We start from the raw sequence: 26,219 nt of genomic DNA, 5'->3' as shown, positions 1-26,219 counted from the left end.
CGAAGCTGCCCGCCGGATAAGATGCGTTAACATCTTTATCCGGCCTAACAATCACACTGGCCGGATAAACTCAGCGTCATCCGGCAACAAAACTACAGCAGTTGCGCCAGGCGATTGATATCCGACTGAATAGCGCCAGCAGTCACATCTCGACCCGCCCCCGGTCCGCGAATCACCAGCGGGTTATCGCGATACCAGCGACTTTCAATGGCGAACACGTTATCGCACGGCAGTAGCGCCGCCAGCGGATGTTCTGGTCGCACCGCTTCAACACCGACGCGTGCTTTGCCGTTAGCATCAAAACGCGCCACGTAGCGTAGCACCAGCCCCATTTCACGGGCGGCTTCCAGACGCTGTACCATCTGCTCGTTCAGCTCATCGCCATTTTCAAAGAAATGATCAATTGAGCCTTCTTCACAGTGCGCTGGTACCAGGGACTCCACACGAACCTGATCCGGTTCGATATCGTAACCGGCTTCGCGCGCCAGAATCACCAGCTTGCGCATCACATCTTTGCCCGAAAGGTCCACTCGCGGGTCCGGTTCAGTCAACCCCTGCTGCCACGCCTGATCCACCAGATCGGTAAACGGGACAGATCCGTCAAATTGCAGGAACAGCCACGACAGCGTACCGGAGAAGATCCCACTGATCGACAGAATGGTATCACCGCTATCAATCAGATCGCGCACGGTATGGTTGATCGGCAACCCGGCGCCAACGGTGGCGTTATACAACCAATGGCGGCCCGTTTTTTCGAAGGCATCGTGGATTTGGCGATACTTGTTACTGGTGCTCGCGCCTGCCAGTTTATTGGCGCTGATAACGTGAAAACCGTGGCTGGCGAAATCCAGATACTGATCCGCCAGCTGTTCGCTGGCGGTCACGTCCAGCACAACTAAATCATCATACGGGTGGGCGCGCATCCACAGGAACAGCGACTCTTCATCCTGTTCCACTGCTTCGTCATCGAAGAAGGCTAATGCGCGGCTGGCATCCAGCCCTTCATAGTTCAGCAGGCTACGGCGGCTATCCACCACGCCTGCCAGCACAAACTCAAAACCGGTACGTGCAGAAAGCGTGCTTTGTTCACGGGCGAACAGTTCCAGCCAGCGAGAACCAATATTCCCCTTCCCGAACAACACCAGACCAATACGTTTTTCTGCGCGGAAGATAGACTGGTGCAGTCCCTGAATCAGGCTTTCAGTCGGACCGGTACGCAGTACGGCAACCAGACTGATGCCCTCTTCCGACTGCCAGGTAAACTCTACCGGCTGACCTTTCAGTTGCTGCCAGAAACGGTGGCAGTGCAGCGGATTGCGTGTCACGCCAGCCCCAACCATCGCCACCAGCGCCAGCCCCTGACGTAAACGCAGCTCGCCAGGTAAACCGGCCTCATCAAGAATTTTCAGTGCGCCGTCAGCGACTTCTGAGGTGTAGCAAAATTGCAGGAGTTGGCGATCGGGATGCACGCCAACCGCCAGCGGACGCACCTGTGTGCGTTTTAAAATCTGATCGATCTCTTTATACGCCAGCTTAAAGTCCTGACCGCCTGGAACCAGGAATTCAATCAGGCAGACATCGTCATGGCTGGTCACAATACGCGCTCCGGTACCGGAAGCCAGCACGCGTTCAATGCGCGTAGATCCCTGATCCGGCGTATAGCTGCAGCGCAACTGAAGGTCGATATCGCTGCCAGAAACCGGCTGTAAAGTCCGGGCATGCAGAACCGGAGCGGCCAGACGAGCCAGTTCGCTGGCTTCGTCCAGACGCAGCAATGGCAACAGACAGGCATCCTTCACTTTTCGTGGGTCCGCACTGTATACCCCGGCGACATCGCTCCAGATGGTCACCCGGGAAACACCCGCCAGCGCACCGACTTGCGTCGCAGAGTAGTCAGAGCCGTTACGCCCCAGCAATACCGTTTCGCCCGCATTGCTGCGACTGATAAAACCGGTCACTACCAGGCGCTTGCCCGGATGCTGAGCCAGCAGTTGTTGTAATAATGGGTAAGAGAGACCTTCATCCACCTGCGGTTGAGCGCCGCGCTCAGCACGCAAAAACTCACGCGCATCCAGCCAGGTCGACTCCAGCCCCTGCTGATTAAGCACGGCAGACATCAGGCGTGCCGACCACACTTCGCCATGCCCTACGACTTCGGCGTAGACCGCATCGTTCACGCCACTGTCGAGCAAACCGGCCAGGCGCTCCAGATCGTTGATAAACGCGCCGATCAACCCATCGGCCACGTCTGGCGGCAATAAGCCGCTAATAAGTTCGCTCTGATAGCGGCGTAACGCCTGCTGAACCTGATGCGCAGAAAGACGATCGGTCTGGCTTAACTTCAGCCAGCTAATCAACTGGTTAGTGGTGCTGCCTGCAGCTGAAACAACCATCATATCGTCAGGCTGCGAGTACTCCGCCATAATACCTGCGACACGCAAATAACATTTCACGTCTGCCAGACTACTACCACCAAATTTGTGCAGTTGACGACCCTTCGCCCCTGCCTGCGCAATCACACTCATGTTTACCCCTTGTTTGCAGCCCGGAAGCCATTTTCCAGGTCGGCAATTAAATCTTCGCCATCTTCAATACCGGTGGAGATACGCAGCAGCGTTTCAGAAATTCCGGCAGCAGCACGCGCTTCTGGTGCCATACCCGCATGTGTCATGGTTGCGGCGTGGGAGATCAGACTTTCAACTCCCCCTAATGATTCCGCCAGCGTAAACAACGACAACCCGCCCAGGAAGCGACGCAGCGTTTGCTCATCACCATCCAGTTCAAAACTCAACATCGCGCCAAAACCTTTTTGTTGGCGCGCGGCAATCTCATGCCCCTGATTATCCGGCAGTGACGGGTGATACAGTTTTTTCACCAGCGGCTGGGTTTGCAAATAGTCCACAATCGCCTGAGCATTACGTTGTGCCACTTCCATACGCGGTGACAAAGTACGCAGGCCACGCAACAGCAGATAGCTATCAAATGCGCCGCCGGTTACGCCAATATTATTCGCCCACCATGCCAGCTCAGTGACCGTTTCAGGATCTTTCGCAATCACTACGCCAGCCACCACATCAGAGTGACCGTTTAAATATTTCGTGCATGAATGCAACACCAGATCGGCGCCCAATGCCAGTGGATTTTGCAGTGCAGGGCTTAAAAAAGTGTTATCCACAACACTCACCGCGCCAGCTTCACGCGCCAGCTGGCAGATTTTCGCAATATCCACCACGCGTAACAGGGGATTACTCGGGCTTTCCACCAGCACTAACTGCGGTTTTTCCGCCAGTGCCGCCTTGAGTGCCTGCTCATTACCCTGATCGACAAACAGGACGCGATAACAACCGCGCTTCGCCAGACTGTCAAACAGACGATAGCTGCCGCCGTAACAGTCGTGTGGCGCCACCAGTAAATCACCAGGCTTCAGGAACACCGTAGTCACCAGATGGATCGCCGACATGCCAGTATTGGTCAGCACTGCACCAGCCCCTCCTTCCAGCTCAGCCAGCGCGCGCTGGACGACATCACGCGTCGGGTTGCCGCGACGTGAATAGTCATGGGCTCGCGGCTCATTAAAACCAGTGAAGTTATAGGTACTGGAAAGGTGAATCGGCGGGACAACGCAACCGTACTGCTCGTCGTCATTTAATCCGCTACGCACTGCGATGGTGGCCTGTTTACGCGTCATATTGAGGAGTTCCTGGCTGAGCCGGTGAAAAGTCAGGCACCAGAGTAATCATTGTTACAATAGCCGTCAATACATCTGGACATCTAAACTTCTTTGCGTATAGATTGAGCAAACTGGAAATAGCCGTTAAAATTATATGCATTAGCGCACATCTGCGATGGCTAACTTCGTGTCAGGGCCTCGCCACTACGATAAACTACGCGCAATGAAATTATGGCTCGGGCTCAGTTTCCGGCCTCAATATAAATGACAAAGAGGATTAGGTATCTCATGGCTGAATGGAGCGGCGAATATATCAGCCCATACGCTGAGCACGGTAAGAAGAGTGAGCAAGTCAAAAAAATTACGGTTTCCATTCCTCTGAAGGTGTTAAAAATCCTTACCGATGAACGCACGCGTCGTCAGGTGAACAACCTGCGCCACGCCACCAACAGCGAACTGCTGTGTGAAGCGTTTCTGCATGCCTTTACCGGGCAACCGTTACCCAACGATGATGATCTGCGTAAAGAACGCAGTGATGAAATTCCTGAAGAGGCGAAGGTAATTATGCGTGAACTGGGGATCGACCCGGAAACGTGGGAATACTAAACGCCGGGTACAAAAAAAGCGCCGTAAGGCGCTTTTTTTTGACAGCAGAAAAACTTATTTGCTGCCCGGGATGCTGAAACGCTTGTTGAAGCGATCAACACGGCCACCGGTAGCAACATCACGCTGCTTGCCAGTATAGAACGGGTGGCACTGACCGCACACGTCCAGGTTCAGATCGTGACCGACGGTAGAGCGGATTTTCATGACGTTACCGCAAGAGCAGTTTGCAGTAATTTCTTCGTATTTCGGGTGAATATCTTTTTTCATGGGGAAACCTCGGTTTAAGGCCGCGTCGCTCTTCCAGCCCTAACGCCAGACACCACGCGATGTTAATAGTATAGGTCAGTGATACAAATTTGTATCAAAGGCGGCGAATCATACAGAAATTAACCTGCTCATGCAAACTGATCCGCATTCCGCTTCTCACTAATGTGTATACTAACCCGCCAGAATTCAAGTCAGGATGATTAAATGCCCGTTGCGCACGTTGCCTTACCCGTCCCGCTACCCCGCACCTTTGACTACCTCTTGCCGGAAGGCATGAACGCAAAAGCCGGGTGTCGCGTACGTGTGCCCTTTGGCAAGCAGCAGGAGCGTGTCGGCATTGTCCTGTCGGTAAGCGAGCAAAGCGAACTGCCGCTGAATGAATTAAAAGCCGTGATTGAGGTACTGGACAGCGAACCGGTCTATTCCTCCTCCGTCTGGCGTTTACTGCTGTGGGCTGCTGATTATTACCACCACCCTATTGGCGACGTGCTGTTTCATGCTTTGCCTATTCTGCTACGCCAGGGAAGACCTGCCACTAACGCGCCAATGTGGTACTGGTTTGCCACCGAAGAAGGTCAGGTTATTGATTTAAACAGCCTGAAGCGCTCCCCCAAACAACAGCAGGCGCTGGCAGCGCTACGCCAGGGAAAAATCTGGCGTGACCAGGTGGCTGAACTCGAATTTAATGACGCCGCATTACAAGCACTGCGTAAAAAAGGTCTCTGCGACCTGGCGAGCGAAACGCCAGGTTTCAGTGACTGGCGCACGCACTACGCCGTTTCCGGTGAGCGGTTACGGCTAAATACCGAACAGGCCACTGCCGTTGGAGCGATTCACAGCGAATCAGACTGTTTTAGCGCCTGGCTACTAGCAGGCGTGACGGGTTCTGGCAAAACAGAAGTCTATCTGAGCGTACTGGAAAATATCCTCGCCCAGGGCAAACAGGCGCTGGTGATGGTGCCGGAGATTGGTCTGACACCACAAACCATTGCCCGCTTTCGCGAACGCTTCAATGCTCCGGTAGAAGTATTGCACTCCGGTCTGAATGACAGCGAACGTCTTTCTGCCTGGCTGAAAGCGAAAAATGGTGAAGCGGCGATTGTCATCGGTACGCGTTCATCACTGTTTACACCGTTTAAAAATCTCGGCGTAATTGTCATCGACGAAGAGCACGACAGCTCCTATAAACAGCAGGAAGGCTGGCGCTATCACGCCCGCGATCTGGCGGTTTACCGCGCCCACAGCGAGCAGATCCCCATTATTCTCGGGTCGGCCACTCCGGCGCTGGAAACGCTGTGCAACGTGCGGCAAAAAAAATACCGTATGCTGCGCCTGACGCGCCGCGCCGGAAATGCGCGTCCTGCCATTCAGCACGTACTGGATCTAAAAGGTCAGCAGGTACAGGCCGGACTGGCTCCTGCGCTTATCACCCGCATGCGTCAGCATCTGCAGGCGGATAATCAGGTAATTCTCTTTCTTAATCGCCGGGGATTTGCCCCTGCACTGCTATGCCACGACTGCGGCTGGATTGCCGAATGCCCGCGCTGCGATCACTACTACACGCTGCATCAGGCGCAGCATCATTTGCGCTGCCACCACTGTGACAGTCAGCGTCCCATACCGCGTCAGTGTCCTTCCTGCGGTTCTACGCATATGGTACCGGTCGGACTCGGCACCGAACAGCTTGAACAGGCTTTAGCCCCCTTCTTCCCAGGTGTACCGATTTCGCGTATTGACCGCGATACCACCAGCCGTAAAGGGGCGCTGGAGCAGCATCTGGCAGAAGTGCATCGCGGCGGCGCACGAATTCTTATCGGCACACAAATGCTGGCAAAAGGTCACCACTTCCCGGACGTCACACTGGTGGCATTACTGGATGTGGACGGTGCGCTATTCTCGGCAGATTTTCGTTCAGCAGAGCGCTTCGCCCAGCTTTACACACAGGTATCCGGGCGTGCAGGCCGTGCCGGTAAACAGGGTGAAGTGGTGCTGCAAACGCACCACCCTGAACATCCACTGCTGCAAACCTTACTGTATAAAGGTTATGACGCCTTTGCCGAACAGGCACTGGCCGAACGCCAAACGCTGCAGCTTCCACCGTGGACCAGTCATGTGATCGTACGGGCAGAAGACCATAACAATCAGCATGCGCCGATGTTCCTGCAGCAACTGCGCAATCTGATTCAGGCCAGTCCGCTGGCCGACGACAAACTCTGGGTGCTCGGCCCGGTTCCTGCACTGGCACCCAAGCGTGGCGGCCGTTATCGCTGGCAAATTTTGTTGCAACATCCGTCACGCATTCGACTGCAACATATCGTTAGCGGGACACTGGCGTTAATCAATACGCTGCCTGATGCACGCAAGGTCAAATGGGTGTTGGATGTCGATCCCATTGAGGGATAGCCCCCTCATGATGCGAGGCGGATCGTAAAATTAAATATCCATCACACTTTTTATGAAAATTCTGTAACTGCTTCTATTCACTATCTGATAAAAATATTTCAAATGAAGGTTACCCAGGGACAGGTCTGCGCCAGCAGCTCTCTGGCGAGGAGAAAGAGTGAAACCGAATAAGCAGGTCGCTGCCGCTACGATGAAAGATGTTGCCCTGAAGGCGAAAGTCTCCACGGCAACCGTCTCCCGTGCATTAATGAACCCGGACAAAGTCTCTCAGTCCACCCGTAGCCGGGTTGAGCAGGCCGCGCTGGAAGTGGGATATCTCCCCCAATCGATGGGGCGCAACGTTAAGCGCAATGAATCACGTACCATTCTGGTGATTGTTCCGGATATTTGCGACCCGTTCTTTAGTGAAATTATCCGGGGCATTGAGGTCACCGCCGCGGAGCAGGGGTACCTGGTGCTGATCGGTGATTGCGCGCACCAGAACCAGGAGGAAAAGACTTTTCTTAACCTCATTATCACCAAGCAGATCGATGGCATGGTACTGCTTAGCTCACGTCTGCCGTTTGATGCCAGCGTGGAAGAGCAACGCAATTTGCCACCGATGGTGATGTCCAACGAATTCGCGCCAGAGCTGGAGCTCCCCACCGTTCATATTGATAACCTCACCGCTGCGTTTAATGCGATGAACTATCTGCTTGAACTGGGTCATCAGCGTATTGGCTGTATCGCCGGGCCAGAGGATATGCCACTGTGTCACTACCGCCTGCAAGGTTACGTTCAGGCGTTGCGCCGCAGCGGGATTACGGTCGATCCACATTTTATCGCGCGCGGTAATTTTACCTATGAAGCAGGTGCAAACGCACTGAAACAGCTGCTTGAGCTACCACAGCCGCCTACCGCTGTTTTCTGTCACAGCGATGTCATGGCGCTGGGCGCACTCTCATATGCCAAACGTCAGGGCTTAAAAGTACCTGACGATTTATCCATTATTGGCTTTGATAACATTTCACTCACAGAATTTTGTGATCCACCCCTGACAACCGTTGCACAGCCGCGTTTCGATATCGGACGTGAAGCTATGCTGTTACTGCTCGATCAATTACAAGGGCATAACGTCAGTAGTGGCTCACGTTTACTGGACTGTGAGCTTATTATTCGGGGCTCTACGCGGGCATTGACTTAAAGTAAAGTGCTTTCGGACTCCCCTGTCTGGTCAAAGGCCCGCCGCTTAAGTAACATGGCGGGCTGACGAACGAATAAATACAGCGAAACGATAGTGGCACAACGAGATTATGTACGTCGCGGCCAACCGGCACCTTCGCGGCGCAAAAAGAGCACTTCACGGAAAAAGCAACGCAATACGTCAGCGGTATCCCCCGCGATGGTCGCTATTGCGGCAGCCGTACTTGTGACCTTTATCGGTGGTCTGTACTTCATTACGCATCACAAGAAAGAAGAGTCCGAAACGCTGCAAAGCCAGAAAGTCACCGGTAATGGGATCCCACCGAAACCGGAAGAACGCTGGCGATACATCAAAGAGCTGGAAAGCCGCCAGCCGGGCGTGCGTGCGCCAACCGAACCTTCTGCTGGCGGTGAAGTGCTTAACGCCGATCAGCTTACCAATGAGCAGCGTCAGCTCCTGGCGCAAATGCAGGCTGATATGCGTCAGCAGCCCACGCAGCTCAATGAGGTACCGTGGAACGAACAAACGCCTGAACAACGCCAGCAAACTCTGCAGCGCCAGCGTCAGGTGCAGCAACAGCAGTGGACCAACGCACAGCAACAGGCTCAGCAGCCGCGTACGCGGGTAACGGAACAACCTTACCAGCAACAGCAACAGCAACAGCAACAGCAACAGCAACAGCAACAAACGCGTACGGTACAAGCTGCGCCGGTACAACAGCCGCGTCAAACGCAGCCAAAACCGGCGGCCCAACAGCCGTACCAGGATCTGTTGCAGACGCCAGCGCATACCACAGCTGCTCAGCCGAAAACGCAACCAGCCGCGCCGATTACGCATGAAACAGAAGCGCCAAAACAGACGGCAGAGAAAAAAGATGAACGTCGCTGGATGGTTCAGTGTGGATCATTTAAAGGGGCTGAGCAGGCAGAAACTGTGCGTGCTCAGTTGGCCTTTGAGGGCTTCAATTCCCGCATAACCACCAACAACGGCTGGAATCGCGTGGTCATTGGCCCGCTCAAAGGCAAAGAAAATGCCGACAACACTATCAGTCGTCTGAAAGTGGCTGGCCACACAAACTGCATTCGACTCGCTACCGGGGGTTGAAACCCCCAAAATCCCCCCCATCTATACTTGCATTACGCCCCGTACACTGTGCGGGGCCTGTATTCTGCATTTGTAACCAAGGGGTCTGCTCGTGACAACAATAGTAAGCGTACGCCGTAACGGCCATGTGGTAATCGCCGGTGATGGTCAGGCCACACTGGGTAACACCGTAATGAAAGGCAACGTGAAAAAAGTCCGCCGTCTGTACAACGACAAAGTCATTGCGGGCTTTGCGGGCGGCACTGCGGATGCATTCACGCTGTTTGAATTGTTTGAACGCAAACTGGAAATGCATCAGGGTCATCTGGTGAAAGCTGCCGTTGAACTGGCGAAAGACTGGCGAACCGATCGTATGCTGCGCAAACTCGAAGCATTGTTGGCCGTTGCAGATGAAACTGCATCGCTCATCATCACGGGTAATGGCGATGTCATCCAGCCAGAAAACGATCTGATTGCCATCGGCTCCGGCGGTCCCTACGCCCAGGCTGCAGCACGCGCTCTGCTGGAAAACACCGAGCTTGGCGCACGCGAGATTGCTGAGAAAGCGTTGGATATTGCAGGGGATATCTGCATTTATACCAACCACTTCCATACCATCGAAGAATTGAACTCCAAAGCGTAAGGATCCCCCATGTCTGAAATGACCCCACGCGAAATTGTCAGCGAACTGAACAAACACATTATCGGCCAGGATAACGCCAAGCGTTCCGTGGCGATTGCCCTGCGTAACCGCTGGCGCCGTATGCAGCTCGACGAAGAGCTGCGCCATGAAGTCACGCCAAAAAACATTCTGATGATTGGTCCAACCGGTGTCGGTAAAACCGAAATTGCCCGCCGTCTGGCAAAACTGGCCAACGCGCCGTTCATCAAAGTTGAAGCAACGAAATTCACCGAAGTCGGCTATGTTGGTAAAGAAGTTGACTCCATCATCCGCGATTTAACCGACGCAGCCATTAAAATGGTTCGCGTTCAGGCTATCGAGAAAAACCGCTTCCGTGCAGAAGAAATGGCGGAAGAACGTATTCTCGATGTGCTGATTCCTCCAGCCAAAAATAACTGGGGACAGTCAGAACAGCCGCAGGAACCTTCCGCTGCACGTCAGGCGTTCCGTAAAAAACTGCGTGAAGGCCAACTGGACGATAAAGAGATTGAGATTGATCTCGCTGCTGCACCGATGGGCGTAGAAATCATGGCGCCTCCGGGAATGGAAGAGATGACCAGCCAGTTGCAGTCCATGTTCCAGAACTTAGGCGGCCAGAAACAAAAACCGCGTAAGCTGAAAATTAAAGATGCGATGAAGCTGCTGATTGAAGAAGAAGCGGCGAAACTGGTCAACCCGGAAGAGCTGAAACAGGAAGCTATCGACGCCGTTGAACAACACGGGATCGTGTTTATCGACGAAATCGACAAAATCTGTAAGCGCGGTGAATCTTCTGGTCCGGATGTGTCCCGTGAAGGCGTACAGCGCGACCTGCTGCCGCTGGTTGAAGGCTGCACCGTCTCCACCAAGCACGGCATGGTGAAAACCGATCACATACTGTTTATCGCCTCCGGCGCGTTCCAGGTGGCGAAACCGTCTGACCTGATCCCAGAACTGCAGGGTCGTCTGCCAATCCGCGTCGAGCTACAGGCGCTGACCACCAGCGATTTCGAGCGTATTCTGACTGAACCGAATGCCTCTATCACCGTGCAATACAAAGCGCTGATGGCGACCGAAGGCGTGAATATCGACTTCACTGAATCAGGTATTAAACGTATTGCCGAAGCGGCCTGGCAGGTCAACGAAACCACCGAAAACATCGGTGCACGTCGTTTGCATACCGTTCTCGAGCGTCTGATGGAAGATATTTCCTATGATGCGAGCGATTTGAACGGCCAAAGCATCACAATTGATGCCGAATATGTGAGCAAACATCTGGATGCGCTGGTCGCAGATGAAGATCTGAGCCGTTTTATCCTATAATCGCGTTCAATGCATTTTCATCACTGTTGATGGGGCTGATAAAGCCCCATTTTTATTGGCGCTAAATATGACTGAACAACAACAAATTAGCCGCTCACAAGCCTGGCTGGAAAGTTTACGACCTAAGACCTTACCGCTCGCCTTCGCGGCGATCATCGTCGGTACGGCATTAGCATGGTGGCAAGGGTATTTCGATCCGCTGGTTGCTCTGCTGGCATTAATCACGGCAGGACTGCTGCAAATTCTGTCCAACCTTGCGAACGACTATGGCGATGCTGTCAAAGGCAGCGACAAGCCCGACCGCATAGGGCCGTTACGTGGAATGCAAAAAGGGGTCATCACGCAGCAGGAAATGAAGCGCGCGTTGATTATCACCGTGGTCTTGATCTGCTTGTCCGGTCTGGCGCTGGTAGCAGTGGCCTGCCACACGCTGACTGATTTTGTCGGCTTTTTGATACTCGGCGGCCTGTCGATTATCGCCGCTATCACTTATACCGTAGGTAATCGTCCTTACGGCTATATTGGCCTGGGCGATATTTCCGTGCTGGTCTTCTTCGGCTGGCTCAGCGTTATGGGGAGCTGGTATCTGCAGGCGCATACGCTTATTCCCGCGTTGATTTTGCCGGCAACGGCCTGCGGTCTGCTGGCAACCGCCGTGCTCAATATCAATAACCTGCGCGATATCAACAGCGACAGAGAAAATGGCAAAAACACGCTGGTTGTACGTTTAGGCGCCGTCAATGCCCGTCGTTACCATGCCTGCCTGCTGATGGGTACGCTGGTCTGCCTGGCACTGTTTAACCTGTTCTCGCTGCAAAGTCTGTGGGGATGGCTGTTTATTCTGGCCGCTCCGTTGCTGATCAAACAGGCAAGATATGTGATGCATGAGATGGATCCTACAGCGATGCGCCCAATGCTGGAACGCACCGTGAAAGCTGCGCTATTAACTAACTTACTGTTTGTTGTTGGGATTTTCTTAAGTCAGTGGTCCCTTTAACTGACAAATATCAATTAACAATTGATGATTTTGCCAACAGTACACATAGCGCGATATACTAAAAATTCTCGCAGCAACTGAACGTTAAGCCTATGAAATACGATACATCCGAGCTTTGTGACATCTATCAGGAAGATGTCAACGTCGTGGAACCGCTGTTCTCTAACTTTGGGGGACGGTCGTCGTTTGGCGGACAAATCATCACGGTAAAATGTTTCGAGGACAACGGGTTGCTGTACGATCTGCTCGAACAAAATGGCCGTGGTCGAATTCTGCTGGTCGATGGCGGCGGTTCTGTCCGTCGTGCGCTGGTCGATGCCGAACTGGCTCGTCTGGCTGTACAGAATGAGTGGGAAGGTCTGGTCATCTACGGCTCAGTCCGCCAGGTAGACGATCTGGAAGAACTGGACATCGGCATTCAGGCGATTGCCGCTATTCCGGTGGGTGCCGCAGGTGAAGGAACCGGGGAAAGCGATGTGCGCGTCAACTTTGGTGGCGTGACGTTCTTCTCCGGCGACCATCTGTACGCCGACAATACCGGGATAATCCTTTCCGAAGACCCGCTCGATATCGAGTGATCAAAAAAGGCACCGCAAGGTGCCTTTTTTATGCGTTATCGCTGAGTACCGGAAGCAGCTTGCGCCTTATCCAGCCTACACGTAGGGGCGATTACGCGAGAGATTTCGTGTTGTAGCAAGGCGGCAAACGAAGGTATCCCCAGGAGCATAGTAAACTACGAGACTGGGGGTAACTAAGCGCAGCCAACGCTGCTACGGCGCGAAAGATAAAGCGTAATTAGACTTCTTCCATACGGCCGAGCAGAGCATGCAGACGATCCTGCCAGCCATTCTGCTGTTCTTTCAGACTGTTATTCTCACGCTCCAGCTCTTCACGCTGCTGCTGTGCAGACTGAACTTCCTGCGTCAGTGAGTTATTCTTTTCTTTCAGCTCTTCGATTTCCATCTGCAACAGCGTGATGGTATCAATCGCCTGCTGTACTTTTGCTTCCAGTTTCTCAAACACTTCTAATGACATCGTCATACCTCTCCTGAATTGCAAGGCGTTGATGGATAAAAATCCTCGTCCCGATAACCGGCGACGCCTTAATAAAAACGAGCGCACTCTACTTAGCTCCGATTGTATGAAGCCGCGCCATCCCTGTCCAGCAGCATCCCGCGCAGATTGCGGTTTGCAACACTTTTAATCTTTGTCCTGGTGACAGACAGCGCATAACTCAAAAGTGTTAACATATTGGTTAATGAAATGATTCAGCTCACACTCTTTTTGTATAACAAATACCTCGTTATGGCGCGATAACGCTCATTTTGTTGATGTAGTACACACATTTCAATTTCGATATTTCTCGTTTTTGCTCGTTAACGATAAATTAACAGTGTGCCTACCGGCTCCGGGGATGTCAGTGACCTTCTCGAACACAATAAACATTAAACTCTCTTCAGGATCCGATTATGAGTCAAACATCAACCTTAAAAGGCCAGTGCATTGCTGAATTCCTCGGTACCGGGTTGTTGATTTTCTTCGGTGTGGGCTGTGTTGCTGCACTTAAAGTGGCTGGCGCTACTTTTGGTCAGTGGGAAATCAGTATCATCTGGGGTCTGGGGGTAGCGATGGCTATCTATCTGACGGCAGGCGTTTCTGGTGCACACCTGAACCCAGCAGTCACAATCGCACTCTGGTTGTTTGCGTGTTTTGACAAACGCAAAGTAGTACCTTTTATTATTTCGCAAATTGCCGGCGCCTTTTGCGCAGCGGCATTGGTTTACGGGCTTTATTACAATCTTTTCATCGATTTCGAACAAACTAACCATATCGTGCGCGGCAGTACCGAGAGCCTGGGTCTGGCTGGTACTTTCTCCACCTACCCGAACCCGCATATCAATTTTGTGCAGGCCTTCGCGGTTGAAATGGTCATTACCGCTATTCTAATGGGGCTGATTCTGGCACTGACCGACGATGGTAACGGTGTACCTCGTGGTCCGCTGGCACCCCTGCTGATCGGCTTATTGATTGCCGTTATTGGTGCCTCCATGGGTCCACTGACCGGTTTTGCGATGAACCCGGCTCGTGACTTTGGGCCGAAACTATTCGCCGGGCTCGCAGGATGGGGTGAGATTGCCTTTACAGGTGGTCGCGATATTCCTTACTTCCTGGTACCGGTGTTTGGCCCGATTACCGGCGCGATTTTGGGCGCATGGGCATATCGCAAACTGATTGGTCGCCATTTACCGTGCGATGTCTGCGCGATTGAAGAGAAAGACATTGCGGCCAACACTCAACAAAAAGCTTCGCAGTAATGTGACTACGGGACAAAAAATTATGACTGAGAAAAAATATATCGTTGCGCTCGACCAGGGCACCACCAGCTCCCGCGCGGTCGTGATGGACCACGATGCAAATATCGTTAGCGTTTCACAACGCGAATTCGAGCAAATCTACCCGAAAGCAGGCTGGGTAGAACACGACCCAATGGAAATTTGGGCGACCCAAAGCTCCACGCTGGTAGAAGTGCTGGCGAAAGCCGATATCAGTTCCGATGAAATTGCAGCGATTGGTATTACTAACCAGCGTGAAACCACTATCGTCTGGGAGCGTGAGACCGGTAAACCTATCTATAACGCCATTGTGTGGCAGTGTCGTCGTACCGCTGATATTTGCGAGAAACTCAAGCGCGACGGGATGGAAGATTACATCCGTAACAACACCGGCCTGGTAATTGACCCGTATTTCTCCGGCACCAAAGTAAAGTGGATCCTTGACCACGTAGAAGGTTCTCGTGAGCGCGCTCGTCGCGGTGAACTGCTGTTCGGTACAGTGGATACCTGGCTTATCTGGAAAATGACTCAGGGACGTGTACACGTAACGGATTACACCAACGCCTCACGTACCATGCTGTTCAACATCCACTCCCTGGACTGGGACGACAAGATGCTGGATGCGTTGGACATCCCGCGCGCAATGCTGCCGGAAGTTCGTCGTTCCTCCGAAGTCTACGGTCAGACCAACATCGGTGGTAAAGGTGGCACACGTATTCCAATCTCCGGTATCGCAGGCGACCAGCAGGCTGCGCTGTTCGGCCAACTGTGCGTGAAGGAAGGGATGGCGAAAAACACCTACGGCACCGGCTGCTTCATGCTGATGAACACCGGTGAGAAAGCGGTTAAGTCCGAAAACGGACTGCTGACCACCATCGCCTGTGGCCCAACCGGAGAAGTGAACTACGCGCTGGAAGGTGCGGTGTTTATGGCTGGCGCATCCATCCAGTGGCTGCGTGATGAAATGAAACTCATCAGCGATGCTTTCGACTCCGAATATTTTGCCACCAAAGTGAAAGACACCAACGGCGTGTACGTTGTTCCGGCATTCACTGGTCTGGGTGCACCGTACTGGGACCCGTATGCCCGTGGCGCGATTTTCGGTCTGACCCGTGGCGTAAACTCTAACCACATCATCCGTGCAACGCTCGAGTCTATCGCTTACCAGACCCGTGATGTTCTGGAAGCGATGCAGGCCGACTCCGGTATTCGTCTGCACGCACTGCGTGTTGATGGCGGTGCGGTTGCCAACAACTTCCTGATGCAGTTCCAGTCAGACATTCTCGGCACTCGCGTTGAGCGCCCGGAAGTCCGCGAAGTTACCGCACTGGGTGCCGCATACCTGGCAGGCCTGGCCGTAGGTTTCTGGCAGAATCTGGATGAATTGCAGGAAAAAGCTGTTATTGAACGTGAATTCCGCCCTGGTATTGAAACCACAGAGCGTAACTTCCGTTACAGCGGCTGGAAAAAAGCGGTCAAACGCGCCCTGGCGTGGGAAGACCACGAAGAGTAATGCTGAAATGCCGGATGGGGCTAACGCCTTATCCGGCAAAACCTTCTCAACCCTGCACACGCACACACATCAATAATCCAGCCCCTTACCCTGTGCTACACTTCGCGCCATTCCTTTCTGCTACGAGTTTGCAATGAGACGAGAACTTGCCATTGAATTTTCACGCGTGACCGAAGCAGCCGCACTGGCTGGCTATAAATGGCTGGGTCGCGGCGATAAAAACATCGCTGACGGCGCGGCGGTGAACGCCATGCGTATTATGCTCAACCAGGTCAACATCGACGGCACTATTGTTATTGGTGAGGGCGAAATCGATGAAGCACCAATGTTGTTTATCGGTGAGAAGGTTGGGACCGGTCTCGGCGATGCCGTAGACATAGCTGTCGATCCAATCGAAGGCACGCGCATGACAGCAATGGGCCAGGCGAATGCCCTGGCAGTACTGGCTGTCGGTGATAAAGGCTGCTTCCTGAACGCGCCGGATATGTATATGGAAAAGCTAATTGTCGGCCCTGGTGCGAAAGGATCAATCGACCTGAATCTGCCGCTGGAAGCTAACCTGCGTAACATTGCTGCCGCACTCGGTAAACCACTTGGTGAGCTGACCGTCACCATCCTTGCAAAGCCTCGTCATGATGAAGTTATCGCTGAGATGGCGAAGCTGGGCGTACGCGTGTTTGCCATTCCTGACGGCGATGTCGCCGCCTCAATTCTGACCTGCATGCCAGACAGCGAAGTCGACGTACTGTACGGTATCGGCGGTGCACCGGAAGGTGTAGTTTCCGCTGCCGTAATCCGCGCACTGGATGGCGACATGCAGGGCCGCCTGCTGGCACGTCACGACGTCAAGGGCGACAGCGAAGAGAATCGTCGCATTGGCGAACAGGAACTGGCTCGTTGCCAGGCAATGGGCATTGAAGCAGGCAAAGCGCTGCGTCTGGACGAAATGGCGCGCAGCGACAATGTGATTTTCTCAGCGACCGGGATCACCAAAGGCGACCTGCTGGAAGGGATTAGCCGTAAAGGCAATATCGCAACCACTGAAACACTGCTGATCCGCGGGAAATCGCGCACGATCCGCCGCATTCAATCCATTCACTACCTGGATCGCAAAGATCCTGATGTGCAGGCGCACATCCTGTAACAGATTTGTTTGATTGAGCTTTCCAGTCCTCCGGGACTGGAATTTTTTTGTTCAGCGAACGAAGATAAGGCAAGCAAATCAGACAGGAGAAAACCATGGCAGATTGGGTAACAGGTAAAGTCACGAAGGTACATAACTGGACCGATGCCCTGTTTAGTTTGACCGTGCGAGCTCCAGTTCATCCCTTCACTGCTGGTCAGTTTACTAAGCTTGGCCTTGAGATCGACGGTGAGCGCGTCCAGCGCGCCTATTCCTATGTGAACGCGCCTGATAATCCTGATTTAGAGTTTTATCTGGTGACCGTTCCCGACGGTAAACTCAGTCCACGTCTGGCTGCGCTGAAACCTGGCGATGAAGTGCAGGTCGTAAGCGAAGCCGCAGGATTTTTCGTGCTGGATGAAGTTCCCGATTGTGACACGCTCTGGATGCTGGCAACCGGCACCGCTATCGGCCCATATTTGTCGATTCTGCAGTTGGGTAAAGATCTTGATCGCTTTAAAAATCTGGTGCTGGTCCATGCTGCCCGTTATGCCGCCGATTTAAGCTACCTGCCGCTGATGCAGAGGCTGGAAAAACGCTACGAAGGTAAATTACGTATCCAGACCGTCGTCAGCCGTGAAACGGCTACAGGCTCGCTTACTGGACGGGTTCCCGCGCTAATTGAAAACGGCGAGCTGGAAAAAGCAGTTGGGCTGGCAATGGATACCACCACCAGCCATGTGATGCTTTGTGGAAATCCACAGATGGTACGCGATACCCAGCAGTTACTGAAAGAGACCCGGCAGATGACCAAACATCTGCGTCGTCGACCGGGCCATATGACTGCCGAGCACTACTGGTAAGACATTGCCGTGGGTTTATTGATTTTGTAGGTCCGATAAGCGTAGCGCCAGCGGGCGATCTGCCGGATGGCGGCAACGCCTCATCCGGCCTACGCTTTACCCTTTATACTTCACATCCAGCGTATCTACGCCAAATTTGTTTTCACCCTGAGTGCCAACAAACGCGCCCAGATCGATAATCATACCGACCAGAATCAGCGTAGGAATAAAGCGACCTACCACCCACTGCCAGATGCCTGGCAATATCGCCCAGTTTCCGGCCAGCAGCATCCACGCCAGAATCATCAATAGCGCCCACAATCCAGAGCGCCCCCGGTCATGCAGGCGTTTTACCGTCACTGCCGCCGTCGGCCAAAGCAGACAGACCAGGCAAAACGCAGCCGTCTGGATATCGAGTAATTTTTTACTCGCCAGTGAGAACAGAACCAGCATACCGACAATCCAGAGGCCGACCCAAATCCAAAAATCACGGCGTCCGATACGCCCTTTAAATGAGAATAACCACTGCTGTATGGTCATGTAGGTTCCTTTAAAATTGGCCTTCAGAACAGTTTACCCTTTTGACAAGCCCGACAGTTATCGTTTTAATCGTGGACAGTCATAACGAAAGGTACGATTGATGAAGCAAGGATTTACTCTGTTTTTATTATTGTTTTCAGCCCTGTCCGTAAACACTACGGCACTGGCGGAAGAGCACTCGACAGCAACCACAGCCCCCTACCTGCTGGCGGGTGCGCCGACGTTTGATCTGTCGATCAGCCAATTTCGTGAAAACTTTAATACGCAGAATCCAAAACTTGCATTGAATGAGTTCCGTGCCATCGACAGCAGCCGTGATAAGGCAAACCTCACCCGCGCCGCCAGTAAGATCAATGAAAACCTGTATGCGTCATCTGCTCTTGAGCGCGGTACGCTGAAAATCAAAAGCATGCAGGTAACCTGGCTGCCGATTCAGGGGCCGGAACAAAAGGCCGCCAAAGCGAAAGCGCTGGAATACATGAGCGCCATCATCCGCACCGTAGCCCCTTTACTGACCAAAGAACAAAGCCAGAAAAAGCTGCAAAAATTGCTCACCGCAGGCAAAGGTAAGCATTACTACGCAGAAACTGAGGGTGCAATTCGCTATGTTGTTGCAGATAACGGCGAAAAGGGGCTGACCTTCGCTGTTGAACCGATTAAGCTGGCATTATCTGAGAGTCTGGAGGAGTCGAATAAATGACAAAAAGCAAAGCCTTTCCAGGGATGAATCTCTATACTGTTTCACAGACCATGCTGCCCTGACGGGCGGCCATATTCCTTAATTCGCTGATAAAGCGTGGAGAAATGAAATGCGACATCCTTTAGTGATGGGTAACTGGAAACTGAACGGCAGCCGCCATATGGTAAACGAACTGGTTGCTAACCTGCGTAAAGAACTGGCTGGCGTAGCTGGCTGTGCAGTAGCAATCGCTCCACCGGAAATGTATATCGACCTGGCAAAACACGCTGCTGCCGGTAGCCACATCATCCTGGGCGCGCAGAACGTTGACCTGAACCTGTCTGGCGCATTCACTGGTGAAACTTCAGCTGAAATGCTGAAAGACATCGGCGCGCAGTACATCATTATCGGCCACTCCGAGCGTCGTACTTATCACAAAGAGTCTGACGAGCTCATCGCTAAAAAATTCGCTGTGCTGAAAGAACAGGGTCTGACCCCGGTTCTGTGCATCGGTGAAACCGAAGCAGAAAACGAAGCAGGCAAAACTGAAGAAGTTTGCGCACGTCAGATCGACGCCGTTCTGAAAACTCAGGGTGCTGCGGCATTCGAAGGCGTGGTTATCGCTTACGAACCTGTATGGGCTATCGGTACTGGCAAATCTGCAACTCCGGCACAGGCTCAGGCTGTTCACAAATTCATCCGTGACCACATTGCTAAAGCTGACGCGAAAATCGCTGAACAAGTCATCATCCAGTACGGCGGTTCCGTAAACGCAGCTAACGCAGCAGAACTGTTTGCCCAGCCGGACATCGACGGTGCGCTGGTTGGCGGTGCTTCGCTGAAAGCTGACGCCTTCGCGGTGATCGTTAAAGCAGCTGAAGCCGCTAAACAGGCTTAAGTCGTTGCGACGGGAGGCATGCTCCTCCCGTCACATCCGGCGATTCCGTTTTACCAGTATCCCAGCCAGTGCCACCAAAAGGCTCCGGTCACTCCCCAGATAGTCAGGTTGACCACGCTCATCACTAGCCCCGTTTTCCACCACTCCGCCAACGTGACATAGCCCGAACCAAAGATGATGGGTGCAGTACCCGTACCATAATGCGTGAGCGACATCATCAGTGAAGAAGAGAAACCCAGCATCAGTCCAAGCAGTGCCGGGGGAGCGCCGAGACCTAATCCCGCAGCGAAGAACGCCGCGAACATGGCCGTAATATGCGCGGTGGTACTGGCGAAAAAGTAGTGTGAATAGACGTAAAGCAGGATCAGCAGCAGTGTCGCGATACTCCAGTGGACACCGAGATGATCAATTGCACTGCCCACGCTCGTCGCCAGCCAACCCACCAGACCCAGTTTGCTCAGGAAGTCCGCCATCATCACCAGAGCGGCAAACCAGACTATCGTATCCCATGCACCGCGGCATTTAAGAATATCGTCCCAGTTTAATACCCCCGTCACGAGCAGAATGGATAGGCCAATTAACGCCGCACTGGTGGGGTTAACAGCCCAGCCGTTGCCCATCAGCATCGCAGGAACACCCGCCCACAGGCAAAGCAACAAAACGAAAACTGCGAGGGTGATTTTTTCTGCCAGCGATAGCGGGCCAAGCGCACCCAGCTTTTCCCGGGCAAACTGCGGCGCATTCGGCGTACGCGTAATGGCCGGTGGATAGAGCCACCAGATAACGATGGGCATCACGATCAATGAGACGACAGCAGGAAGGAGCGCCGCGATAGCCCACATCCCCCAGGTCATATTCAGCACCCCATCTGACCCTTTAGTCAAAAAGCTAACAATTAAGGGGTTAGGTGCAGTCGCTGTGATAAACATTGCTGAACTGATCGGGTTAATGTTGTAGTTCACCAGTGCAAGATATCGCCCCGTTGAACCATTTTCCTTGTCGCCGGGTTGAGACCCGAGACTTTCTGCAATCGCCCGCATCACCGGATGGATAATGCCGCCGCCGCGCGCGGTATTGCTCGGCGTTACGGGCGCGATCATCGTTTCCGCCAGCGTTAATGCCCAGGCGATACCCAGTGTTCTTTTGCCGAACAAGGCAATAAACCCATAGCCGATACGCGCACCCAGCCCCGTTTTCAACAGACTTTGCGACAGCATGATGGATAACCCAATCAGCCAGATCAGTTGGTTCGAGAAACCGCTTAGCGCGTCGTTCAACGCCGCTGAGGGTTTACCAGGGTTGGTAACGCCTGTCATAGCCACCAGCATAATCGCCACAATTGCGATAGCGCCGATGGGCATGGCCTTGCCAATAATCGCCGCGATCGTGCCGATAAACAGCGCCAACAGATGCCACGCCTCAGGAGTTACGTCAGGGGGGCAAGGAATAATAAACCAGATTGTCAGCGTAATAACGATCGAGATGATGGCAGGCCAACAGCGGATGGGGGTCAATCTGTCCATGAATCAATCCTTGAGTTTCCAGTGCGCAAGTACGCGCTCCGGTATTAACCGGTATCAGCACAAATAAAACAATTCATCATCTCACAAAACAAAAAATTAACACCACGATGAAACTATAATTTCCCTAATACGCTAAACCACACGTAATCCAGCGGCAACAGTACCAGATACGTCGCCACCGCCAGCGTAATACACAGCAACATCCCTGCTCTTGCGGGCACTTTCCCTAACGCCATCGCCACCACAATCGGTGATGCCTGATACGGCAACAACGGGGTGGAATAACCCAGAACCTGAATCATAATCACCGACAGCAGCGGGAACCCGGTCGCATCGGAAAAGCTCTGGGCCAACGTGGTATACAGTGCCGGAACGCCGTTAGCCGTCATAATAAAATTGAGCGCGGTGGTGATACCGGTCAACGCCAGGAAGCTGGTAAACGGTTTATTCGCATCCAACGGCATCACCTGTAACAGTGCTTCGCCCACCGCACTACCAATGCCGGTCTGCGTCACAGTGATCGCCAGCCCCAGGATACCTGCCACATATATACAGGTGCGGATATTTACGCCACTGGAAAACTCCTCCCCATTAATAAAACCAACACGGGGCAACAGCGTAATGACCGCTGCCGTCAGGCCGGTCCAGGCTGGACCAATGCCGTGCCAGCTTTCACTCACCCACATAATCAGCACGACCGTCAACATCCAGGCCAGACGTTTCTCATCACCACTCATCGGTTCAGGTGGCGTCAGATCACGCGGTGCATGAGGCTTGCCGGGGAACAGCCAGCAAATAAGCACAATAAGTACCACACCTTTCAGCCAACCCAGCACAGGCGTATGTAACAGCAAATAGGGAAGGTAATTCAGATGGATACCGTAAGAGCCTTCCGCTGCACCACTCATTACCAGGTTAGGTACGTTCGCGGGTAGAATTGTGGCGGAAAGCTGGAAGGTGCCAAAACCAACGGCTAACGCCAGGCCGTACCAGGCGCGGGTACCATCGGCAATTCCGGCACGTTTCGCCATCGCCGCAACAATCGGCATCAACAACGCAATGCGCCCCATATTGGATGGCATTACAAACGCCAGCGCATAGCTAAGCAGCACCACGCTCGCAACCATTAACGGCCAGGAGTCGGTCAGCCGGGACGACAACGCACGCGCAGCCCGATCCGCCAGTCCCGTTTTACGAATCGCGATACCCAGTATGAAACCGCTAAAGACCAGCCAGAACGCTGACGATGCAAAGCCACCAAAGATCACATCCGGTGGAGCAATTTTGGCCACCATCGCCACAGAAAAGAACAGCAGAGCGGTTATAAACTCCGGTAACAGCGACGTTGCCCAGAGCAGAATGGTGATGCCAACCACCAGAGAAGGAATAAACAGAGGGTGCGTAAGCCAGATCGACATGCCTGTCTCCTGTTGTTTTTTTCAACAAGAATACGGGGACAGGCAAAGAGAGTAAACGCCAGATTAGGTGGGGTTACTTCAGAATATCACATTGATGATCCTGAATTTCCTCGGCGGAGGCGAGATTCAATGACAGCAGATCGCGCTGCGTCGCCAGCAGGACAAAGGAGTCATCGCTCTGGCGTGCCATCGCCAGCGCATAGCTGCCCATGTGCTCACGCGCATCAGGAACTTCTTCCGCCAGCATCATAAACGGGCTACGTTGTACCAGCTCGCTTTCCGTCACGCGGCGCGCCAGATACTGGTGTCCGCGTAGCCCACCGGGTAAAGGCAGCCAGCGAGTACCGATCTTCGCCAGATTGTCATCCAGTTGCGTTCTGACATCAGGACGCAGACAAGAGATATGAATATGAAAGTGGTTTTGCGTGCGACCAGTGACTGAGTTGATCGCCAGTGATACTGCCTTGTCGGGAATTTCCTGACCATATTTCTGACTCATAAAGCTACGCGCCTGCCAGGCGAGCCAGAAAAAGTTTGGCGTGCCCGATTTCAGCAACAGCGGGCTTTCCATCCCGTTAATACGGTAGCCAGGCATCAACAGATATTGCAGAGGGCCGTTACGGTCCTTGAACACCACGTATCCGGCATCCGGCTTAACTTCAGCGCACGGTGCAGGATTTTGGTGTTGTAACTGGTTCGGCAGACATTGCTCAAGCACAATCTGGCGTAACGCGTCCGGATTAGCGGTAAACTTCCAGTAGCCAATGCCCGCCGTCGCAGCGATAACGATCACCACCAGTAAAAAATAGCCTGCTTTTTTCATTGCGCGTTCCCTGTATCTTATTGAAGTGGAAGAGTAACGCAAAATGATGACAAATAAAAAAGCCCGGTCGCATTATGCCACCGGGCCTGAAAACGACATCCGCACTTACCGTTTACTAATCTGATCGAACGTGCCGCCGTTAGAGAAGTGTTCTTTCTGCGCCTTTGTCCAGCCGCCAAACTCCTCGTCGATGGTGAACAGCTTCAGCTTCGGAAACGCATTTTCGTATTTCTTCGCAATTTCAGGATTGCGTGGACGATAGTAGTTTTTCGCTGCAATTTCCTGACCCTGCGGGGAATAGAGATACTTCAGATAAGCTTCTGCCACTGCTTTGGTCTCTTTCTTTTCGACCACTTTGTCGACAACAGAAACGGTCGGTTCCGCCAGGATAGATTCGCTCGGAGTGACAATTTCGAACTTATCTTTACCCAGTTCATTCGTCGCCAGCAGCGCCTCATTTTCCCAGGCAATCAGCACATCACCGATCCCGCGCTCGACAAAAGTATTGGTTGAACCACGTGCGCCGGAATCCAGTACTTCAACGTTTTTAAACAGAGCCTTGACGAAGTCCTGTGCTTTGGCCTGATCGTTGTTGTTGTGGTGCAGCGCGTAGCCCCACGCGGCCAGATAGTTCCAGCGGGCGCCGCCTGAACTTTTCGGGTTTGGCGTAATGACCGACACGCCCGGTTTAACCAGATCGTTCCAGTCATGAATTTGCTTTGGATTTCCTTTGCGGACCAGGAAGACGATGGTGGAGGTGTAAGGCGCAGAGTTATCCGGCAAACGCTTAATCCAGTTTTTATCGATACGACCACGTTCAGCGATGGCATCAACATCATAGGCCAGCGCCAGGGTTACCACATCGGCTTCAATACCGTTAATAACGGAGGTTGCCTGTTTGCCGGAGCCACCGTGTGACTGGCGGATCACGACATTATCACCCGTTTCTTGTTTCCAGTGCGCGCTGAATGCTTTGTTGTACTGTTCGTACAGTTCACGCGTTGGATCGTACGATACGTTAAGTAACTGAATATCCTTTGCCAGAACGCTGGTCGATGCCAGCAATAATGTTAACCCCACGCTCCATTTGTTCATCGCCCAGCTCTCTTATGTTGTGTTGTGATGAGCAAAGCGTGCCAGAAAGCGATCCAAACATTAAAGAATAAAAAAAGATTTGCTATAACTTGGGGGAATAAAAACGAGGGGATGTGCCGGATGGCGACTAACGCCCTATCCGGCCTACAAGTCTCTGCAACCTGTAGACCTGATAAGCGTAGCGCCATCAGGCGCGGAAAAAACAATCAGTACAGTTTTTTCGCGCAGTCCAGCCAGTCACCTTTGAACGGACGCTTCATGTTTTCAATTGCGTCAATGATGTCGTGGTGAACCAGTTGTTCGTTCTGAATGCCGACGCAACGACCGCCATGACCTTCCAGCAGCAGTTCAATGGCATACGCGCCCATACGGGAAGCCAGGATACGGTCGTAAGGCACCGGAGAACCACCACGCTGGATGTGGCCCAGTACGGTTGAACGCGTTTCACGGCCTGTTTCTTTCTCGATGTAATGCGCCAGTTCGTCAACGTCACACATGTGCTCAGTGATGGCGACGATGGCGTGTTTTTTACCTTTCGCGATCCCAGCTTTGATTTCAGCGACCAGATCGTCACGGCTGAATTCCACTTCCGGTACCACAACAAACTCACAGCCACCCGCGATTGCTGCCGCCAGGGTCAGATCGCCACAGTAACGGCCCATCACTTCAACGATGGAAATACGCTGGTGAGAAGAAGAGGTATCACGCAGGCGGTCAATCGCTTCTACCACGGTACCCAGTGCAGTGAAGTAGCCGATAGTGTAGTCAGTGCCTTTAATATCGTTGTCGATCGTGCCCGGCAGACCGATGCACGGGAAACCCATTTCAGTCAGGCGTTTTGCACCCAGGTAAGAACCGTCACCACCAATAACAACCAGTGCATCAATGCCACGTTTCTTCAGGTTTTCGATAGCCACTGCACGCACATTTTCGTCGCGGAATTCAGGGAAGCGAGCAGAACCGAGGAAAGTACCGCCACGGTTAATCATGTCGGATACGCTGTAGCGGTCAAGCTGGACCATACGGTCTTCATACAAACCCAGGTAGCCATCATGGATCCCCATGACTTCCAGTCCTTCCGACAACGCTGCACGTACAACACCACGGATTGCTGCGTTCATGCCCGGCGCATCACCGCCGCTTGTCAACACACCGATTTTCTTAATCATGACTACCTCTGAACTTTGGAATGCAAAATGAAATCTGCTGCCGGAAGTCGATTCCGCATATCGAAACGAT

Annotated in this window: 24 protein-coding genes; 14 read left to right on the top strand and 10 right to left on the bottom strand. The window is 53.0% G+C overall.

All coding sequences use genetic code 11. The features are described 5' to 3' along the window. Positions 1-92 precede the first annotated feature (92 nt). Together metL and metB are read right to left on the bottom strand one after the other, a co-directional pair. Positions 93-2,525 carry a bifunctional aspartate kinase/homoserine dehydrogenase II gene (gene metL / locus SK36_RS22685; protein ID WP_045449329.1) on the bottom strand — a complete coding sequence of 811 codons (2,433 nt, stop codon included), beginning with the start codon at positions 2,523-2,525 and terminating at the stop codon, positions 93-95. 2 nt (positions 2,526-2,527) lie between these two features. Continuing rightward, positions 2,528-3,688: a cystathionine gamma-synthase gene (metB, locus tag SK36_RS22680; protein WP_045449327.1), complete on the bottom strand. Its 1,161-nt coding sequence runs from the start codon at positions 3,686-3,688 to the stop codon at positions 2,528-2,530. Between the two features lie 270 nt (positions 3,689-3,958). Between metB and metJ the strand changes: the two genes are divergently transcribed. After that, a complete protein-coding gene (gene metJ, locus SK36_RS22675; RefSeq protein WP_003862042.1) occupies positions 3,959-4,276 on the top strand; it encodes a met regulon transcriptional regulator MetJ in 318 nt (105 codons plus the stop codon). A gap of 54 nt (positions 4,277-4,330) precedes the next feature. On the opposite strand, the gene rpmE is transcribed toward metJ, so the two are convergent. Continuing rightward, positions 4,331-4,543 (bottom strand): 50S ribosomal protein L31, encoded by a 213-nt coding sequence (gene rpmE, locus SK36_RS22670; RefSeq protein ID WP_008787040.1) that lies wholly within the window; start codon positions 4,541-4,543, stop codon positions 4,331-4,333. Positions 4,544-4,747: 204 nt separating this feature from the next. On the opposite strand from rpmE, the gene priA reads away from it, so the two are divergent. From priA to rraA, 7 genes are all read left to right on the top strand, one after another. Continuing rightward, positions 4,748-6,946 carry a primosomal protein N' gene (gene priA, locus SK36_RS22665; protein WP_048223394.1) on the top strand — a complete coding sequence of 733 codons (2,199 nt, stop codon included), beginning with the start codon at positions 4,748-4,750 and terminating at the stop codon, positions 6,944-6,946. A gap of 157 nt (positions 6,947-7,103) precedes the next feature. Next, a complete protein-coding gene (gene cytR, locus SK36_RS22660) occupies positions 7,104-8,129 on the top strand; it encodes a DNA-binding transcriptional regulator CytR (RefSeq protein ID WP_045449321.1) in 1,026 nt (341 codons plus the stop codon). Between the two features lie 93 nt (positions 8,130-8,222). Next, entirely contained in the window at positions 8,223-9,233 is a 1,011-nt protein-coding gene (gene ftsN, locus SK36_RS22655; protein ID WP_075261821.1) for a cell division protein FtsN, read from the top strand. 91 nt (positions 9,234-9,324) lie between these two features. Continuing rightward, positions 9,325-9,855: an ATP-dependent protease subunit HslV gene (hslV, locus tag SK36_RS22650; protein ID WP_003028805.1), complete on the top strand. Its 531-nt coding sequence runs from the start codon at positions 9,325-9,327 to the stop codon at positions 9,853-9,855. Between the two features lie 9 nt (positions 9,856-9,864). Beyond that, complete coding sequence (gene hslU / locus SK36_RS22645) at positions 9,865-11,196, top strand: ATP-dependent protease ATPase subunit HslU (protein WP_045449318.1); 1,332 nt, start codon at positions 9,865-9,867, stop codon at positions 11,194-11,196. Positions 11,197-11,263: 67 nt separating this feature from the next. Next, entirely contained in the window at positions 11,264-12,193 is a 930-nt protein-coding gene (menA, locus tag SK36_RS22640) for a 1,4-dihydroxy-2-naphthoate polyprenyltransferase (protein ID WP_045449316.1), read from the top strand. 92 nt (positions 12,194-12,285) lie between these two features. Then, complete coding sequence (gene rraA, locus SK36_RS22635; RefSeq protein ID WP_045449315.1) at positions 12,286-12,771, top strand: ribonuclease E activity regulator RraA; 486 nt, start codon at positions 12,286-12,288, stop codon at positions 12,769-12,771. A 217-nt stretch (positions 12,772-12,988) separates the two neighbouring features. Here rraA and zapB read toward each other — a convergent pair whose 3' ends face one another. Continuing rightward, positions 12,989-13,234, bottom strand: coding sequence for a septal ring assembly protein ZapB (gene zapB / locus SK36_RS22630; RefSeq protein ID WP_136345562.1), 246 nt, complete (start codon positions 13,232-13,234; stop codon positions 12,989-12,991). Between the two features lie 428 nt (positions 13,235-13,662). On the opposite strand from zapB, the gene SK36_RS22625 reads away from it, so the two are divergent. The 4 genes from SK36_RS22625 to fpr all read left to right on the top strand — a co-directional run bounded on the left by SK36_RS22625 (position 13,663) and on the right by fpr (position 18,025). After that, the gene (locus SK36_RS22625) at positions 13,663-14,508 is read left to right on the top strand and encodes an MIP/aquaporin family protein (RefSeq protein ID WP_045449313.1); all 846 of its coding nucleotides are present in this window, start codon (positions 13,663-13,665) and stop codon (positions 14,506-14,508) included. A 22-nt stretch (positions 14,509-14,530) separates the two neighbouring features. Beyond that, positions 14,531-16,039 (top strand): glycerol kinase GlpK, encoded by a 1,509-nt coding sequence (gene glpK, locus SK36_RS22620; RefSeq protein WP_045449312.1) that lies wholly within the window; start codon positions 14,531-14,533, stop codon positions 16,037-16,039. A 133-nt stretch (positions 16,040-16,172) separates the two neighbouring features. Next, on the top strand, positions 16,173-17,183 hold the full coding sequence (gene glpX / locus SK36_RS22615) for a class II fructose-bisphosphatase (protein ID WP_045449305.1): 1,011 nt from the start codon (positions 16,173-16,175) through the stop codon (positions 17,181-17,183). Between the two features lie 95 nt (positions 17,184-17,278). Continuing rightward, complete coding sequence (fpr, locus tag SK36_RS22610; protein ID WP_048223389.1) at positions 17,279-18,025, top strand: ferredoxin--NADP(+) reductase; 747 nt, start codon at positions 17,279-17,281, stop codon at positions 18,023-18,025. Between the two features lie 96 nt (positions 18,026-18,121). Here the strand turns inward: fpr and SK36_RS22605 are convergent, their stop codons facing one another. Then, on the bottom strand, positions 18,122-18,544 hold the full coding sequence (locus tag SK36_RS22605; RefSeq protein WP_045449302.1) for a DUF805 domain-containing protein: 423 nt from the start codon (positions 18,542-18,544) through the stop codon (positions 18,122-18,124). 100 nt (positions 18,545-18,644) lie between these two features. On the opposite strand from SK36_RS22605, the gene SK36_RS22600 reads away from it, so the two are divergent. Both SK36_RS22600 and tpiA read left to right on the top strand, forming a co-directional pair. After that, positions 18,645-19,244 carry a YiiQ family protein gene (locus SK36_RS22600; protein ID WP_045449300.1) on the top strand — a complete coding sequence of 200 codons (600 nt, stop codon included), beginning with the start codon at positions 18,645-18,647 and terminating at the stop codon, positions 19,242-19,244. A 109-nt stretch (positions 19,245-19,353) separates the two neighbouring features. Then, positions 19,354-20,121 carry a triose-phosphate isomerase gene (tpiA, locus tag SK36_RS22595; protein WP_003028783.1) on the top strand — a complete coding sequence of 256 codons (768 nt, stop codon included), beginning with the start codon at positions 19,354-19,356 and terminating at the stop codon, positions 20,119-20,121. 50 nt (positions 20,122-20,171) lie between these two features. On the opposite strand, the gene SK36_RS22590 is transcribed toward tpiA, so the two are convergent. The 5 genes from SK36_RS22590 to pfkA all read right to left on the bottom strand — a co-directional run bounded on the left by SK36_RS22590 (position 20,172) and on the right by pfkA (position 26,149). Beyond that, a complete protein-coding gene (locus SK36_RS22590; RefSeq protein ID WP_048223382.1) occupies positions 20,172-21,644 on the bottom strand; it encodes a DASS family sodium-coupled anion symporter in 1,473 nt (490 codons plus the stop codon). Between the two features lie 113 nt (positions 21,645-21,757). Then, positions 21,758-23,062 carry an SLC13 family permease gene (locus SK36_RS22585; protein WP_048223379.1) on the bottom strand — a complete coding sequence of 435 codons (1,305 nt, stop codon included), beginning with the start codon at positions 23,060-23,062 and terminating at the stop codon, positions 21,758-21,760. A 73-nt stretch (positions 23,063-23,135) separates the two neighbouring features. Next, the gene (locus SK36_RS22580) at positions 23,136-23,885 is read right to left on the bottom strand and encodes a CDP-diacylglycerol diphosphatase (protein ID WP_045449291.1); all 750 of its coding nucleotides are present in this window, start codon (positions 23,883-23,885) and stop codon (positions 23,136-23,138) included. A gap of 105 nt (positions 23,886-23,990) precedes the next feature. Continuing rightward, positions 23,991-24,980 carry a sulfate/thiosulfate ABC transporter substrate-binding protein Sbp gene (gene sbp / locus SK36_RS22575; protein WP_048223378.1) on the bottom strand — a complete coding sequence of 330 codons (990 nt, stop codon included), beginning with the start codon at positions 24,978-24,980 and terminating at the stop codon, positions 23,991-23,993. Between the two features lie 206 nt (positions 24,981-25,186). Next, positions 25,187-26,149 (bottom strand): 6-phosphofructokinase, encoded by a 963-nt coding sequence (gene pfkA, locus SK36_RS22570; RefSeq protein WP_045449287.1) that lies wholly within the window; start codon positions 26,147-26,149, stop codon positions 25,187-25,189. Between the last annotated feature and the right edge of the window lie 70 nt (positions 26,150-26,219).

This window comes from Citrobacter sp. MGH106, from assembly GCF_001037495.1.
Classification (GTDB): Bacteria; Pseudomonadota; Gammaproteobacteria; order Enterobacterales; family Enterobacteriaceae; genus Citrobacter; species Citrobacter murliniae.
The sequence above is the reverse complement of the archived record's forward strand: the minus strand, read 5'-3'. Positions and strand labels throughout refer to the sequence as shown.